The organism is Microcella sp. (genome assembly GCF_030645145.1).
GTDB lineage: Bacteria > Actinomycetota > Actinomycetes > Actinomycetales > Microbacteriaceae > Microcella.
The window spans coordinates 1-14,786 of the sequence record NZ_JAUSMI010000051.1 but is presented as its reverse complement, the minus strand read 5'-3'; the positions used below and the strand labels follow the sequence as shown (position 1 = coordinate 14,786).

General features: G+C 63.9%; 15 protein-coding genes and 1 riboswitch. Of the genes, 2 read left to right on the top strand and 13 right to left on the bottom strand.

What is annotated here, in order from left to right; translation table 11 throughout:
* Positions 1-249: 249 nt before the first annotated feature.
* Genes moeB through thiO form a run of 4 tightly spaced genes read right to left on the bottom strand, consistent with a single transcriptional unit; the run spans position 250 to position 3,698 of the window.
* On the bottom strand, positions 250-1,434 hold the full coding sequence (moeB, locus tag Q7T15_RS02985) for a molybdopterin-synthase adenylyltransferase MoeB (protein ID WP_130486175.1): 1,185 nt from the start codon (positions 1,432-1,434) through the stop codon (positions 250-252).
* Positions 1,431-2,222, bottom strand: a complete 792-nt coding sequence (locus Q7T15_RS02980) for a thiazole synthase (protein ID WP_130283566.1) — start codon at positions 2,220-2,222, stop codon at positions 1,431-1,433. The genes moeB and Q7T15_RS02980 overlap by 4 nt, the downstream gene beginning before the upstream one ends.
* Positions 2,223-2,224: 2 nt before the next feature.
* Complete coding sequence (gene thiS / locus Q7T15_RS02975) at positions 2,225-2,479, bottom strand: sulfur carrier protein ThiS (protein ID WP_241969257.1); 255 nt, start codon at positions 2,477-2,479, stop codon at positions 2,225-2,227.
* A complete protein-coding gene (thiO, locus tag Q7T15_RS02970) occupies positions 2,472-3,698 on the bottom strand; it encodes a glycine oxidase ThiO (protein WP_304693121.1) in 1,227 nt (408 codons plus the stop codon). Before thiO ends, thiS begins: the two co-directional genes overlap by 8 nt.
* 161 nt (positions 3,699-3,859) lie before the next feature.
* Here thiO and thiE point away from each other — a divergent pair, with 161 nt between their 5' ends.
* A complete protein-coding gene (thiE, locus tag Q7T15_RS02965) occupies positions 3,860-4,516 on the top strand; it encodes a thiamine phosphate synthase (protein ID WP_130486243.1) in 657 nt (218 codons plus the stop codon).
* A gap of 10 nt (positions 4,517-4,526) precedes the next feature.
* Here thiE and thiD read toward each other — a convergent pair whose 3' ends face one another.
* Positions 4,527-6,047, bottom strand: a complete 1,521-nt coding sequence (thiD, locus tag Q7T15_RS02960) for a bifunctional hydroxymethylpyrimidine kinase/phosphomethylpyrimidine kinase (RefSeq protein WP_304693194.1) — start codon at positions 6,045-6,047, stop codon at positions 4,527-4,529.
* Between the two features lie 87 nt (positions 6,048-6,134).
* A complete protein-coding gene (gene thiC / locus Q7T15_RS02955; protein WP_304693117.1) occupies positions 6,135-7,868 on the bottom strand; it encodes a phosphomethylpyrimidine synthase ThiC in 1,734 nt (577 codons plus the stop codon).
* A riboswitch (TPP riboswitch) is annotated at positions 7,866-7,973 on the bottom strand. It overlaps the preceding gene by 3 nt.
* 252 nt (positions 7,974-8,225) lie before the next feature.
* Here thiC and Q7T15_RS02950 point away from each other — a divergent pair.
* Positions 8,226-9,629, top strand: a complete 1,404-nt coding sequence (locus Q7T15_RS02950) for an IS30 family transposase (protein ID WP_304693193.1) — start codon at positions 8,226-8,228, stop codon at positions 9,627-9,629.
* Positions 9,630-9,879: 250 nt separating this feature from the next.
* Here the strand turns inward: Q7T15_RS02950 and Q7T15_RS02945 are convergent, their stop codons facing one another.
* From Q7T15_RS02945 to Q7T15_RS02915, 7 genes are all read right to left on the bottom strand, one after another.
* Positions 9,880-10,791 carry a cation diffusion facilitator family transporter gene (locus Q7T15_RS02945; protein WP_304693115.1) on the bottom strand — a complete coding sequence of 304 codons (912 nt, stop codon included), beginning with the start codon at positions 10,789-10,791 and terminating at the stop codon, positions 9,880-9,882.
* Positions 10,788-11,492, bottom strand: a complete 705-nt coding sequence (locus Q7T15_RS02940) for a cation transporter (protein ID WP_055897041.1) — start codon at positions 11,490-11,492, stop codon at positions 10,788-10,790. The genes Q7T15_RS02945 and Q7T15_RS02940 overlap by 4 nt, the downstream gene beginning before the upstream one ends.
* A complete protein-coding gene (locus Q7T15_RS02935) occupies positions 11,489-11,827 on the bottom strand; it encodes a helix-turn-helix transcriptional regulator (RefSeq protein ID WP_055897039.1) in 339 nt (112 codons plus the stop codon). The genes Q7T15_RS02940 and Q7T15_RS02935 overlap by 4 nt, the downstream gene beginning before the upstream one ends.
* Before the next feature lie 120 nt (positions 11,828-11,947).
* A complete protein-coding gene (locus tag Q7T15_RS02930; protein ID WP_055897036.1) occupies positions 11,948-12,850 on the bottom strand; it encodes a hypothetical protein in 903 nt (300 codons plus the stop codon).
* Entirely contained in the window at positions 12,847-13,470 is a 624-nt protein-coding gene (locus Q7T15_RS02925; protein WP_304693111.1) for a DUF305 domain-containing protein, read from the bottom strand. Before Q7T15_RS02925 ends, Q7T15_RS02930 begins: the two co-directional genes overlap by 4 nt.
* A gap of 68 nt (positions 13,471-13,538) precedes the next feature.
* Complete coding sequence (locus tag Q7T15_RS02920) at positions 13,539-13,997, bottom strand: hypothetical protein (RefSeq protein ID WP_156376730.1); 459 nt, start codon at positions 13,995-13,997, stop codon at positions 13,539-13,541.
* Between the two features lie 77 nt (positions 13,998-14,074).
* The gene (locus Q7T15_RS02915) at positions 14,075-14,497 is read right to left on the bottom strand and encodes a hypothetical protein (RefSeq protein ID WP_055897030.1); all 423 of its coding nucleotides are present in this window, start codon (positions 14,495-14,497) and stop codon (positions 14,075-14,077) included.
* Positions 14,498-14,786: the final 289 nt, after the last annotated feature.

Below are 14,786 nucleotides of genomic sequence, written 5' to 3'. Positions count from 1 at the left end.
CATAAGTTGCTTATGGTTGCTCGGAGTCGCCACCGAGAAGAAGAGGACGGCGCACTCCCCCGCTCTGGTAGAGCCCGTCAGCTACGCGCATCCGAATCAGATGCGGTCGTGCGACGATACCTCGATGTACGAAACATGCGCCAGGTAGCTCGAAAGTTCCGGATGTCTCGGACGACAGTGTCGAAGGTTCTGATAGAACGAGGGATCGAGACCTCACGGAGTATGGAGCCTTCTGAGGGGTGCGTGCCACTAGTACTGATGGCGCATCGACTCGGTCTCGTGAAGCCAAGCGAGAACCCCACCGGATAAGTGCTTCATGCGGGTATACCCCTGACTCCTGAGTTCCGCCAGCGCGATTGCCGAACGCGTTCCTGCCTTGCAGTAAAGAACCAGATCGCGATCGCGTGGCAGCTCGGAGAGCACCTCTCCAGAGACAATGCGATCAAGAGTAATCAGCCGTGACCCGGGAATTGCCACGAGGTCGTGCTCGCCCCTCTCACGCACATCGATGAGTTCGAAGTTGGCGTCACCGATTTCCCCTCGCGTCAGGAGGAGTGCCACAAGCTCGTGTACCCCGATTTCGTCATCGGTTGACGCCGGTACCGCAGCGACCCCACAGAACAGTTCGTAGTCGATCAGCTCGGTTATTGGCGCGATCGATTCGTCTTTTCGTACTGTGAGCTCCCGCCAGGTGGCATTCTGGGAGTCAAAGAGAAGAACCCGTCCGAGCAGGGTGCGCCCGACACCAGTGATGAGTTTCACGGCTTCTGCGACCATCATCGAACCAATGACTCCGCAGAGCATGCCAAGGACTCCGCCCTCGCCGCAACTAAGTGAGGCGCCTGCGGGCGGAGCTTCGGGGAACAAGTCACGATAGGTCGGCCCGTGACGCTCCCAGAAAACGCTCACCTGACCTTCGAAGCGGTAGACCGACCCCCAGACATATGGCTTACCGAGGAGCGCAGCCGCGTCGTTCACGAGGTAGCGGGTTGCGAAGTTGTCAGAGCCGTCGATGATTAGGTCGTAATCGGCGAACAGCGCAAGCGCCGTGCTTGAATCAAGCCGCAACTCATGGCATCGCACAGTCACGGCGGGGTCGAGTTCGCCTAGAGCCCTCGCGGCAGATGCGAGCTTCGACCCTCCCACACTCGAGACATCGTGAATGATCTGCCGCTGTAGGTTGCTTGCATCGACCAGGTCGTCGTCGACGATCCCGATCGTGCCGACCCCTGCGGCGGCCAGATAGAGCAGCACTGGCGAGCCGAGGCCGCCCGCGCCGATGACGAGAACCCGAGCATTTTTGAGCCGACGCTGGCCGAGAGACCCAATCTCGGGAATGATCACGTGCCGTGAGTAGCGTTCCGCCTCTGCAGGAGTGAGCTCGGCTGCCGGTTCGACCAGTGGTGGGAGAGGTGTGGCGTTACGCGCGTTCACAGGTCGGGGCGCCCGTCTATCGCCGACGAGGCCTGCGCATGCTGCCTTTTGGGGATACGTCCGGCTTGCAATGCGAGCCGACCGGCGATGACCGCGTGCCGGAATGACTCCGCCATCTTCACGGGATCCTGGGCCCGCGTCACGGCCGTGGCCAGCAGCACAGCGTCGCAGCCGAGTTCCATGGCGAGCGCGGCATCCGATGCGGTGCCGATTCCCGCGTCGAGCACCACAGGCACTTGGGCACGGGACACGATCAGTTCAATGTTGTGGCGGTTGAGAATACCTAGTCCGGTGCCTATAGGCGAGCCGAGCGGCATCACTGCCGCGGCGCCGAGCTGTTCGAGCCGCAAGGCCAGGACCGGGTCGTCGTTGGTATAAGCGAAAACAGTGAAGCCGCGTGCGACGAGTTGCTCGGTGGCGTCGACTAGCTCGACCGCGTCGGGCAGCAACGTGTGCTCGTCGGCGATCACCTCGAGCTTGATCCAGTTCGTCTCGAGGGCCTCCCGTGCGAGTTCGGCCGTAATTACTGCTTCGCGGGCAGTGAAACAACCGGCAGTGTTTGGCAACACCCGGATGTCGTGGTCGACAAGCAATTGGAACAGCGACCCGGCCGTACTCGCGCTATGACGACGCATGGCCACGGTGGTGAGTTCCGTTCCCGAGGCCAACAACGCTTCCCCGAGGCCGGCTAGGTTCGACGCGCCGCCCGTTCCCATGATGAGACGTGAGTTCAGTGTGACTCCGTCGATAATCAGTGAGTCGCGGTGTGTTGATGTCGTGACGCTCATACTTAGCCTCCTTGTGCCGCTGTGACGATCTCGATGACATCGTCGGCCATGACTACGGTTGTGCCCCACTGGCCCCGCGGCACGATTTCCGCATTGCGCGCGACCGCGATGCCCAGCCGTCGACCGTCGGCCGCGTGCCCAGCGGCGGTGATCTGCCGACCGGTCTGCTTGCTCACAAGTTCTGCGACGGTCTGGCCGTCTTCCAGCGGGTGAGCCGCGCCGTTCAGGATGATCGTGGTGGTGTCGCGTTTATGCACGGGTGTGCTCCTTCAGAGAGTGCGGCGAGAAACGGTCGGGGCGGAACCGGTGCCAACGAGGGTCGCCTGGGTTGTCGAACATCTCGACACAGATCTGTGCGGCAATGGGCGTCAAGAGCACCCCGTGCCTGAAAAAGCCGGTCGCGATGATCAGACCGGGGATGTCGGCGCCTCTCGCCCCGGACGACACGCGACCGAGTAGCGGGGCGTTGTCTGGCGTACCCGGCCGAGCGCGGGTGGTCACCTCAAGCAGCTCCAACTCCGCGATGGCGGGGACGAGGGCCTGGGCGTCACGGAGAAGCTGGTAGACACCGCCGATCGGCGCGACGTCGGTGCCGTGCTCGCGCTGGGTGGCGCCGAGCACCAATGTCCCATCTGACCGCGGCACCAGATACACAGAACTACCGCGGACCAACCCGCGGATAGTCTCTGTCAGGAACGGCTGGAGGGGGCTGGGAATTCGCAGCCGCAGGATGTCTCCGAGGACGGGCCTCAGCGGCAATTCAAGCCCGCCTGGCAGACCACCCAACGCACCGGCTGCCAGACCGTTCGCCACGACGACCTCATTCGCGGCCACCGTAGATCCGTCGTGAAGGGCGACCCCAGTCACGCGCGAATGCGAGTCGCTCGGCTTCTCGTGCAGCAGGCGCACCGCATTCTGCCTTATCGCTGGCTGGTGGACCCAACCGCTCCGCCTGGCGAGCTTGGCAAGCGCAGACTGAAGGCGGGCGGCGAGTAGCCGAGGGTCGACCTGGTGGTCTTGCGCGACGCGGTAAGCGGCCGAGATGTGGGCGCTGAGCAAGGGCTCGATTTCCCTTGCTTCACGAACGAGCAGCGGGCTGGCATTCAAGCCGTGTGCGACCTGCAGCCCCCTTAAGTCGGCCAGAGTGTGGCGGTCTGCTGCATCGACGCCGACCACGAGGGTACCGGTCTCACGGTATCCGACCGTCGCGGCATCTACCCCGAGCGATTCAACAAATGAGGGATAGAGGGCGGCTGAGGTCAGGGTCAGCTCGAGAAGATCTTCTTCCTGAAAGAGCAATTCGCTTACAGCGGCCAGCATGCCAGCTGCAGCAAACGTCGCACCACGTGCGGGAGCCGCGTCGATGACGGCGACCGTGCGACCCGAGAGCGCTGCGGCCCACGCAATTCCCAGGCCGACGATGCCCGCCCCGATCACTGCCACGTCGACCGTGCTCCCATCGGTTGTGCCACTCATCGTGCCGTATCCCCACCATGCCGCGCTGTCGCAAGAGCTCGAACAACGAAAATTCTCGAGCCCGATCGGTCTCTCTGGCGTAGCCCACGGCTCCGAGCCGACCGCGCGCCGCGGCGCACAGAGTTCTCCTCGCCCCGATGGCGGGCAAACAGGCACACCCTATGGTTGAAGGCGTGACGAAGAACCTTGGCCGCCTCTACCTGTGCACTGACGCCAGGAAGAACAAGGGCGACTTCGCCGAATTCATTGACGCGGCGTTCGGTGGTGGAGTCGACATCATCCAGTTGAGAGATAAAACACTCGAGGCCCGCCACGAACTCGAACTCCTCGAAATTCTGCGCGACACAGCCGAACGACACGGGCGACTGTGGGCCGTGAACGATCGCGCCGATATCGCGATGCTTACGCACACGCCGGTGTTCCATGTCGGCCAGAGCGACCTGCCGGTGGACTCGGCCCGGCGGCTTCTCGGCGACGACACAATAATCGGGTTGTCGAGCCACACGCCCGGGCAAGTCGATGCGGCGATGTCGGCAGAAGCCCTCGACTACTTCTGTGTGGGCCCGGTATGGCCAACGCCGACAAAACCGGGGCGGGCACCGGTAGGGCTCGACTTGGTGCGCCATGCGGCCGCCCGCAGCGACAGCAAGCTCGGCCCGCCGCCGTGGTTCGCCATCGGCGGCATCGACCTCGACCACATCGACGAGGTTGTTGACGCCGGGGCCAGCCGTGTGGTGGTCGTGCGGGCGATCACCGAAGCGGACGATCCGGCCGATGCGGCGAGGCGCCTGCTCGACAGGCTTCCTCAGCTGGCCTGAACATCCCATCTCAGAGCCTCGCGTGTAGGCGTGGTGAGTCGAAGAAGTCCAGCTCGAATTGCGATGACTGCTCAAACACTGCTTTCATGTTCTGCCTCTCCCCTGACGACGCCGCTGCCGCAGCCGCATCGACGAAAGCGACAGCGCGGCGAGCCGATTCAACGAACGCCTGGTTGGAGTACGTTTCGAGCCAGGCCGCGTACGGGTGCGCCTCGGCACGACCCTGCGCAAGGATTTCGGCTTGGAGCCGCTCCCCCAATTCGGCATTTAGCCAGAATCTGGGAAGAAGCGCTGCGACGACTACCGCGTAGCTGCCCTGCACGCCCACCGCCAGCAGGTGGTCGAGATACCCCTTCGTGACAAGGCCGGGCGCTGGCTGCGGGTGATCGCCTACCCAGCTTCGATGAAGCTCAGCCTCGACTTCGAGGCATAGCTGGGCGGAGTTTGCCCAGAAGCGTTGCTCTTCTTCAGTCGGTGCCAGCCTGCTCGCGCGGGTGAGCACATGGGAGTACGTGTTGAGGCAAACCGCATCCTGGGCGAGGTAGTAGGCGAAGTCGACGCCGTCGAGGGTGCCGTTACCGAGGGCAACGATAAAGGGCAACTCAAAGATCCTCGAACGGATCGAGGTGATTCCCGCCCATAAGGACTCGCTGAACTCTCGGCCACGGGGTGCCCGATCGGCGAACAGCTGATGGAAATGGTGGATCGGACCATTGCCGCTGCCCACCTCGAGCGAATGCGCGTGAGCCAGCGCGTCGTTCAGCCACTCCTTCACACGAGAGAGCGACGCGGCCCAATCACCGGTCTGCGCCTGCACAGTCGCCATGGCAGAGGAGAGTGAGCAACCTGTACCGTGCGTATTGTTCGTAACCACACGGGGCGAAACGAACTCCACCACAGTCTCGGCAAGCAGCCCGTGTGAATTGACCAGAGCATCCGGGCAGTCTGCACCAGTGAGATGGCCGCCCTTCACTAATACTGTGACGCCGGTCGCCGTCGAGAGTCGCTTGCCTTGCTCGAGCGCTTCCGCCCAATTTGCGGCCGGTTCCTCCTGGAGGAGCACGGCGAGTTCTGGCAGGTTGGGCGTCACCAGATCAACGAGCGATACGAGGTTGCGTAGGGCCTGCTCGGCCGATGCCGCCAGGAGTCGGTCCCCGCTGGTCGACACCATTACAGGGTCGAGCACCACCAGCGGAGGGCGTGTGGTCTGCAGCCAGGAGCGCACCTCATCAATGACGGCAAGTTCGGCGAGCATTCCGATCTTGACGGCGTCGATTTGCACGTCATGACTCACGGCGTCGAGTTGCTGCCGCAGAAACTCCACGGACGGTGTGTGCACCGCTAAAACGCCGTGCGTATTCTGTGCAACGAGAGCGGTCACGACGGCCATTCCGTACCCACCATTCGCGGCGATGCTCTTGAGGTCAGCCTGAATACCGGCGCCCCCTGTCGGATCGGTACCGGCAATGCTGAGCACTCGCGGCGTGGCCCTGAGTAGCAGGCGAGAGGCGTGCTCGTTCACGTTCGACATCGGTTCGCTCGTGCTGACCAGAGAAGTTCGACGGGCCTTCAGAAGATCGGATACATCGACGAGACCGAGTCGATCAGTCACGGTGTGTCAGCGTGCGCCGACGACCGGTTCCGGAAGATAGACCTTGCCACCAGATTCACGGAACGCTGCTGACTTCTCCTCCATGCCCGCCACAATCTGCTGCTCGGACAGGCCACCGAACTGATCGCGGATGTCTTGTGAGATCCGCATCGAGCAGAACTTCGGTCCACACATCGAACAGAAGTGGGCCGTCTTCGCCGGCTCCGCCGGGAGCGTCTCGTCGTGGAATGCCTCGGCCGTGACCGGGTCAAGGGACAGTGCGAACTGGTCCCGCCACCGGAACTCGAAGCGTGCTTTAGACAGCGCGTCGTCGCGTTCGTGTGCGCCGGGGTGACCTTTCGCTAGGTCGGCGGCATGAGCGGCGATCTTGTACGTGATCACACCCGTTTTGACGTCGTCCTTGTTCGGTAGTCCCAGATGTTCTTTCGGGGTTACATAGCAGAGCATCGCGGTCCCGTACCGTGCGATCTCGGTTGCTCCGATCGCGGAGGTGATGTGGTCATATCCGGGGGCAACGTCCGTGACGAGGGGGCCGAGCGTGTAGAACGGGGCGCCATCGCACAACTCCTGCTGACGTTCGACGTTCTCCCGAACCAGATGGAACGGAATATGGCCTGGGCCTTCCACCATCACCTGGACGTCGTATTTCCATGCCCGTTTCGTGAGTTCCGCGAGGGTGTCGAGTTCCGCGAACTGGGCGGCGTCGTTCGCATCGGCAGTTGATCCAGGGCGCAGCCCGTCACCGAGGGAAAACGCGACGTCGTAGCGAGCGAAGATCTCGCAGAGCTCGTCAAAGTGGGTGTAGAGGAAGTTTTCCTGATGGTGCGCCAGACACCACCCAGCCATGATCGACCCACCACGAGAGACAATTCCCGTCACCCGCTCCGCGGTCAATGGCACGTACCGGAGCAAGACTCCGGCATGGACGGTCATGTAGTCCACACCCTGCTCGCACTGCTCGATCACCGTGTCCCGGTAGATCTCCCAGGTGAGCGCGTTTGCTTCACCATTGACCTTTTCGAGGGCCTGGTAGATCGGTACGGTGCCGATGGGCACCGGGGAGTTGCGGATGATCCACTCCCGGGTCGTGTGAATGTCATCACCGGTCGATAGATCCATGACCGTGTCTGCACCCCACTGGGCCGCCCACTGCAGTTTGTCTACCTCTTCGGCAATCGAGCTGGTCACCGCTGAATTGCCGATATTTGCGTTGATCTTCACCAGGAACGCTTTGCCGATGATCATCGGCTCGGACTCCGGATGGTTGATGCTGTTGGGAATGATCGCCCGCCCGGCAGCGACCTCAGAGCGCACCAGCTCCACGTCACAGTTCTCGCGAAGAGCGACGAAACGCATCTCCGGAGTGATCACGCCCTTCCTTGCGTAAAACATCTGAGTGACCGTCTTGCCCGGCAGCGACCGGCGAGTTACGGGCTTGTCGCCCTCCCACTCGGCGGATGCAGCACCCCTGCGGAGCGCCGCACGCCCGTCGTCATGCAGATTCCGCTCCCGCCCGGAGTAAGCCTCCGTGTCACCACGTGCCTCAATCCACTTCGCGCGGAAGGGGGGCAAGCCGCGCACCGGATCACTCCCCGGCCCCTCGGTGCGATACACCGTGAACGGCTCGTTCACCTGACCGTTCGGTGACGGTTCAAGCGCGATCTGCGTCACCGCGACACGTATGCCGTGCTCGTCATCGTGTAGATACCCGAGCGTGTGAGATGGGCTGACAGGTTCCATGCGTGGAGTCCTACTTCCTTCGCCGGCATTACCCGGACAGGTTCAACGGTCGCAGGCCGCGTCAGCCTGATCTCAGCCCATGCATGGGCACCCGTGTGGATAGAGGCACGATAACATCTCTGGGGCTGGCGCAAGCCAAGCAGCGCTTGCGGTCGCAAATCGTCTATCCGTAGCTGAACATGTAAGCGTGCCGCAGGTCGAATCAAAGCCCGGTCGCGCTGCAAGCACGATCGTGAAGACGCGCTGGTCGGTTTCCGACTCCCGATCGCTAGGCGGATTCAATCGGTCGTCGCAACACCTCGAGCAGGGAGGTGTTCAGCGATGGCGACGGCGGACTGGAGCAAGAAGACCAGCGACATGCCGGAGGGTGTGCGTCGGCAGTGGCGTGCGGATCGGGCGTTGCGGCCACCGATGCGTTCGCCCGGGAGGCCGGAGCCCTCGCGGGCGGTGCACCGGCAGTTCTGGAGGCTGATCGCGACGGGCGTCACGACTGCGGAAGCCTCGTTGTTGGTCGGCGTGTCGGTGCCGGTCGGGACTCGCTGGTTTCGTCACGCTGGCGGTATGCCGCCGATCTCACTGGCCGAGCCGACCGGGCGCTATCTGTCCTTTGAGGAGCGGGAAGAGATCGCGCTCTTGCGTGCCCAGCAGGTCGGGGTTCGCGAGATCGCGCGGAGGATCGGACGTGACCCGGGCACGATCTCCCGCGAGGTGCGCCGCAACGCGGCCACTCGCAGCGGAAGTCATGAGTATCGACCATTGGTGGCGCAGTGGAAAGCTCAGCAGGCGGCGAAGCGGCCAAAGACGGCGAGGCTCGCGACCAACGGCAGGCTGCGCGAGTACGTCCAGGAGCGGCTCGCCGGGAACGTTCGACGGCCAGACGGCAGCACCGTCATGGGGCCTGAGCCGCCGCCGTGGAAGGGGCTGAACAAACCGCATCGGCAGGACCGGCGGTGGGCGATCGCGTGGAGCCCGGAGCAGATCTCGCACCGGCTGAAGATCGACTTCCCGGATGATGAGTCCATGCGTATCAGCCACGAGGCGATCTATCAGTCGCTGTTTATCCAGGGCCGTGGTGCGCTCAAGCGTGAGCTCGTCGCCTGCCTGCGAACCGGTCGCGCCCTTCGACAACCTCGGGCTCGAGCGCAGAACCGATCGCAGGGGCATGTCACCGCGGATGTCGTGTTCTCCGAGCGTCCTGCGGAGGCTGCAGACCGCGCTGTTCCCGGGCACTGGGAGGGAGATCTGATCATCGGAGCTGGCCGCTCCGCGATCGGCACGATCGTCGAACGCAAGAGCCGCTCCACTTTGCTAGTGCACTTGCCTCGCATGGAGGGTTATGGCGAGATACCGCCCGTGAAGAACGGCCCGGCGTTGGGTGGCTATGGCGCCGTCGCGATGAACGCCGCGCTGACTAAGTCGATGACCAAGCTTCCCGAGCAACTCCGCAAGACGCTCACCTGGGATCGTGGCAAAGAACTCTCCGCGCATGCTCAATTCACTCTCGAGACGGGCACGAAGGTGTTCTTCGCCGACCCGCACTCGCCCTGGCAACGGCCGACGAACGAGAACACGAACGGGCTGCTACGACAGTACTTCCCGAAGGGCACCGATCTCTCACGGTGGTCCGCTGAGGACCTCGAGGCCGTCGCTCTCGCGCTCAACAACAGGCCCCGCAAGAGTCTCGACTGGAAGACGCCAGCCGAGGTGTTCGAGGAGCAGATACGCTCACTCCAACAACCCGGTGTTGCAACGACCGGTTGAACCTAGTCTATACCGGTCGCTATTCCGGTCGGTGGGGGGTTTGCGGAATGAGCCCGCCCTCCGCGCTTCAGGCGAACCACAGGCGAACTTCGGGCACATATCCGCAAACGAGATCGATGACGATCCCACGCTGTGGCTACAAAAATCCCATCGCTGACCGTAGCGGGGCGACACCGCGACAACAAGGTGAATCACCGGCACCCCCGATGATCAGGAGCTGACGAGCCGCGGCTCCACGATGGTTCGACGGTCAGTGGAGGTCGTGCGATCGGCCCGCTTCTGCAGGCTCCAGCTGGAAGGTCGAGTGGCCGATGGCGACAGAGAAGTGTTCTGCGACGCAGGTTTCGAGCGCCTCGGTGATTTCGGGAGCGTGGCCATCGTGGAAGCACCCGTCCTCAACGATCACGTGTGCAGTGAGAACCGGCAGGCCTGTCGCGATCTGCGTGATGTGCAGATCGTGGACGTCGACCACGTGTTCCTCGTCGAGGAGGTGCTGCCGAATGGCTTCGAGGTCGACCCCTCGTGGCACAGACTCCAGCAGCACGTCCACGGCATCACGGAGCAGTCGCACCGTGCGCGGGATGATGAGAACACCGACGAGAAGCGCGGCGATCGAATCGGCCTGCTGGAAACCGGTGGTGGTGATCACGACAGCCGCAACGATGACGGCCACCGATCCGAGCGTGTCGTTGAGAACCTCGAGGAACGCCGCCCGCATATTGAGATTCTCGCGCCGTCCCCCGGCCAGCACGACGACCGCGGTGAGGTTGGCCGCGAGCCCGATGACGCCGAAGACGAGCAGCTCGGGCCCCCCGACCTCTGCCGGGTCGCTGAGACGCTGGATCGCCTCGATGGCCACGAAGAGCCCTACCCCAAGAAGCACCGCGGACTGCGCCGTCGCTGCGAGGACCTCAGCGCGACGAAACCCCCACGTACGGCGCGAGGTCGCCGGGCGCACCATGAGTCGAGCCGCCAGGAGAGCAACAAGAAGGCCGCCAGCGTCGGTGAGCATGTGGGCTGCGTCAACCAACAGAGCGAGCGAACCGGTGACGATTGCGCCGATCACCTCGGCGATGAAAACGCTGAGCGTCAGCCCGAACGCAATCGCTAGGCGCCGAGGAGAGCTACTCGCGGTCCCATGACTGTGCGGCTCTTCGGTCATACGCCGGCTCCGCGGCTGGAGATCGCGTCGCCGCCATCGGCATCTGGATCCTTGTGCTCCATCAGCTCGCCGATCGCGGTCGAGCACGTGTCGCCGTTCCACGCTTCAATACCCTCGCGGATAGCGAAGGCGCCGATCACGAGAGCGGCGACGGCATCCGCCCATGCCCATCCGAGCGTCGCGTTAGCGACAAGACCCAACAGGACCGCCGCCGACAACAGGGAGCAGATGAGGGTCTGCTTGGAGTCGGCCACGACAGTCGCTGATCCAAGCTCTCGTCCGGTGCGTCGCTCGATCAGAGAGAGGACGGGCATCACGACGACACTGATGGCGGCGAGCGCGATCCCCACGCCGCTGGACTCGGGCGTGCTCAACCCAGTCAACGACAGGGTCGAGCCGACGATGGTATACGCGGCCAGAGCGAAGAAGGCGAACGCGATCACCCGAAGCACCGGCTTCTCATACCGTTCAGGGTCTCGTCTGGTGAACTGCCAGGCCACCGCGGTCGCGGAAAGGACCTCGACGCCGGAGTCCAGCCCAAACCCGATGAGCGCTGCCGAGTCGGCGGCGGCCCCGGCGATGAGAGCGATGACGCCCTCCACGACGTTGTAGACGATGGTGATGGCAACAATAATCTTGACCCTTCGACGCAGCGCCGATCTCCGCGCGACGTCCGGCGCGACGGTGGTTGGGAAGGTCATGCGGGCACCGATCCGGCGTGGACATCACAAGCGTCCTCGGGGTCGACGGCGAGCACGACGCCGACGAGATCCTGCAGCGCGTGACGGAGACGAGCGTCGGAGATGTCGTATAGAACCCGTCGGCCTGCCGGCTCGGCAACGACGATGCCGCAGTCGCGAAGGCAGGCGAGGTGGTTCGACGCGTTCTGTTTGGTGATCCCAAGCTCATCGACCAGATCAGCCGGATAGCGGGGTTCGTCGAGCAGTGCCAAGAGAATCGCCGCGCGCGTCGGGTCGGCGAGGGCCTTCCCGATGCGGCGAATGGCGTCGAGGCGGGACAAGGACATAGAGGTCATGGCAAAACTGTACATCGGACGATGTACTGTTCGCACCGGGGCTGGCATTTCTGGTTCGGTCTGCCGCCCGCCAGCGGAGTGGGTCCAGCACGACTGGTCCCACCCCGCCGGCACTGCGGATCAGAGAGCGACGATCAGATTCCAGGTGGTTCCGCCGTCCACTGAATGCATGACCTGTGTGGTGTCCGCCACGATGATCGCACCGGTCATGCCTACCGAGATGGCGGCCGGCTCGAGGGGGACAGCCCCGACCGCCTCCCACGTCAGGCCGTCGGTCGAGCGGTGCAGGACACCCTGAACGTCGATGCCGACCATGGTGAAGGTGTCGGACTCCGTCGGGCTCGACGCGAGAAGCACGAGGTAAGGAGCATCCGGAACCGCCTCGAAGCTCTGCCCTCGATCCCGACTCACGACCAGGCCGTTAGATGTCGTGGCGAGCAGCGCCGAAGCATCGGCATTCCACGCCACTGACGCCGCTGCGATGGCGGCGCCCTGCTGCCAGCCAGCTCCGCCGTCCGGGCTGACCATCACGCGCCCGGAGATGGAGTCCACACCGGCGAGCATGGACATCCCCGGACTGGTGCCTCCCGCTGCGAGCGAGTGAAAATCGGCCTCGCCTTCCAGGCTGATCGCTGTCCACTCATCGCCGGAGAGGTCGGACTCGCGGAGCCCGATAGCGCCCGGCCCCTCCTCAGTCGGTCCAGGGTGCCCCGAGACGAGCAGACGATCGCCCACTCGAACCAGCCCCATCGCATCGCCTCGCCAGTCTCCGAGGGGATTCGCCTCTGAGACGGTCTCGCCATCGTGCGGCATGCCCGCAAGAAGGATGCCCTCGTGGGTGGCGATGTGGACGAATCCGGTCATCTCGTCGAGGTCGATCGCGTGGACATGCGATACGCCAGCTTGGAACTCCGGCGCGGGCACCTCCTCCCGGTTGCCCTCAGCGTCCGGCGCTGTACACCCAGCGATGAACAATGTGAGGGCGGTCACGACCGCTGCGAGTGCCGCCTTCGGCGCGATCATGAGTCGAGCATCGAGCGCATCAGCTCGATCTCGGCTGCCTGATCGGAAATGATCTGGGTCGCCAGGTCGAGGACGTCCGGGTGGCGGCCGTCATCCAACACGTCCTGCGCCATGACGATCGCCCCTTCATGGTGCACGATCATCAGCTCCAGGAACAGGTCACCCGCCTCGGGGCCCGGCGCTTCCTCCAGAGCCTGCATGTCCTCCTCGGACATGCCCCTCATCGAGCCCATGCCAGAATCTCCGTGATCCATGCCGCCCATGCCCTCGGCGGGCATCGAGTCCCACTCCTTGAGCCAGGACTCCATCAACTCGATCTCAGGCTCCTGCGCTGCCTTGATCGCCTCGGCAAGCTCGATCACCTCCGACTCGACGCCGTCCTTCTCGAGGAGCATGTCGGCCATCTCGACGGCTTCTTCATGGTGCGGGATCATCATGCCGACGAACATGACGTCGGCGTTGTTCGGCTCGACCGAGGCGTCGGGGGCGGAGGATGCTGTCCGGTCGGAGTTTCCGGCGCTCATGTCCATGTCGGAGGGCATCGCGCAGGCCGTGAGGGTCGCCGCCACGGCGAGGGTCAGGGCGCCCGCGAGGGCGCGCCGCATTGCATTGGTGGTCATCATTGGTCCTTCATCTGTCGGTGTTGTCTGGTGAGCAGTGGAGTCGGCGGGAAACCGAGCTCCGCGCATCACCTGCGACTGATGCCGAGCGAGAGAAGGTTCGGGGTCGCTGCGCCGACGGCAGCAACAGCCGTCTGCGCGACCAGGAGGCCGATCGCTTCCGCAGCTCGGTGGATCGATTCGCGCCACCGGGGCATGAGCAGCAGCGTCACCGCGGACATGATGAGAAGGCCGCAAACCGTCAGCACGTGCATCTGCCCCTCAGTGAGGCAGGTCGAACACGTGTCTGTGGGAGGGACTTCGCCCGGGTTGGCAGTGAGCGCCGAAGATCCGGCGTGGTGGCTGGATGCAGGCGGCGCCTGAATGCTCGAGTGAGTGTCGATGGTGAGAGCGGCGGAGAGCGTGTGCTCGTCGTGGCTCGCCGATCCCGCGCCGTGCCCTGCCATCAGCGCTCCGAACAGGGCAAGTGCCAGCGCGATGAGCAGACTCATCGCGCGCGCGCTCGTCGTGCTCAGGCCGATTCTCACGCGGCAATAGTGCCACGAGGTGGTGCGGAATGACTGTGTGTGAGCGGGTCGCGGGGCAGCAGAGGCCCGATCTCGGCTCATCTGTCCACGCCGCCACGGTCGATGGTGCCAGCTTCGGGAGCTTGTGATCGAAGCCATCGCGTTAGCGCGACGACGTAGCCGGTGATCGCGGTCACGGCGATGACGAGCCATGTCGTGTCACCTCCCGGCATGTAGTGCGCAGATACGTGCCCGAGGAAGATGTCCATCCATGCAGCGTGAGGAGCTCCTGCCCGGAACAGCAGGTCCGGCGCCATAGCGAAGACGTGAAGCCCGAGGACGAGCATGAGGAGGAAACGCGGACCCGGTGCCTTCCGCACGCGGAGGTAGATCGCCATGACGATGATCGCCACGATCACGGCGACGAGGAAGTGGGTCGCCCAGTGGAATCGGGCGTCGTGGACGCTGTAGCTCAGGAACAGCAGGACCTCAACGACTAGCAGAAGCGCCAGCTGGATCATCAATGAACGCGGATGGAGCGCTCGATAGCTGGACGCGCCGGGCCGATGCTCTGCTCTCATTCCACGGCCCCGCTGATGACGTCGACTTCGAAGGCGTTCTTGAGGTACTGGGGGTCGATCGTTGCGTACCGCACCTGGCGGCTCGAATCGTGTCGACGACGCCCGAATTTGAGGCCGATGCGACGGGCGAAAGTGAGGCCACCGCTTCGTCGTTCTAGTGTGCCTGGTTCTGCGCTCTGATGCTCGGGAGTGTGTCGATGCCGCGGTCGCGGAGTCGGTAGCTGGCGCC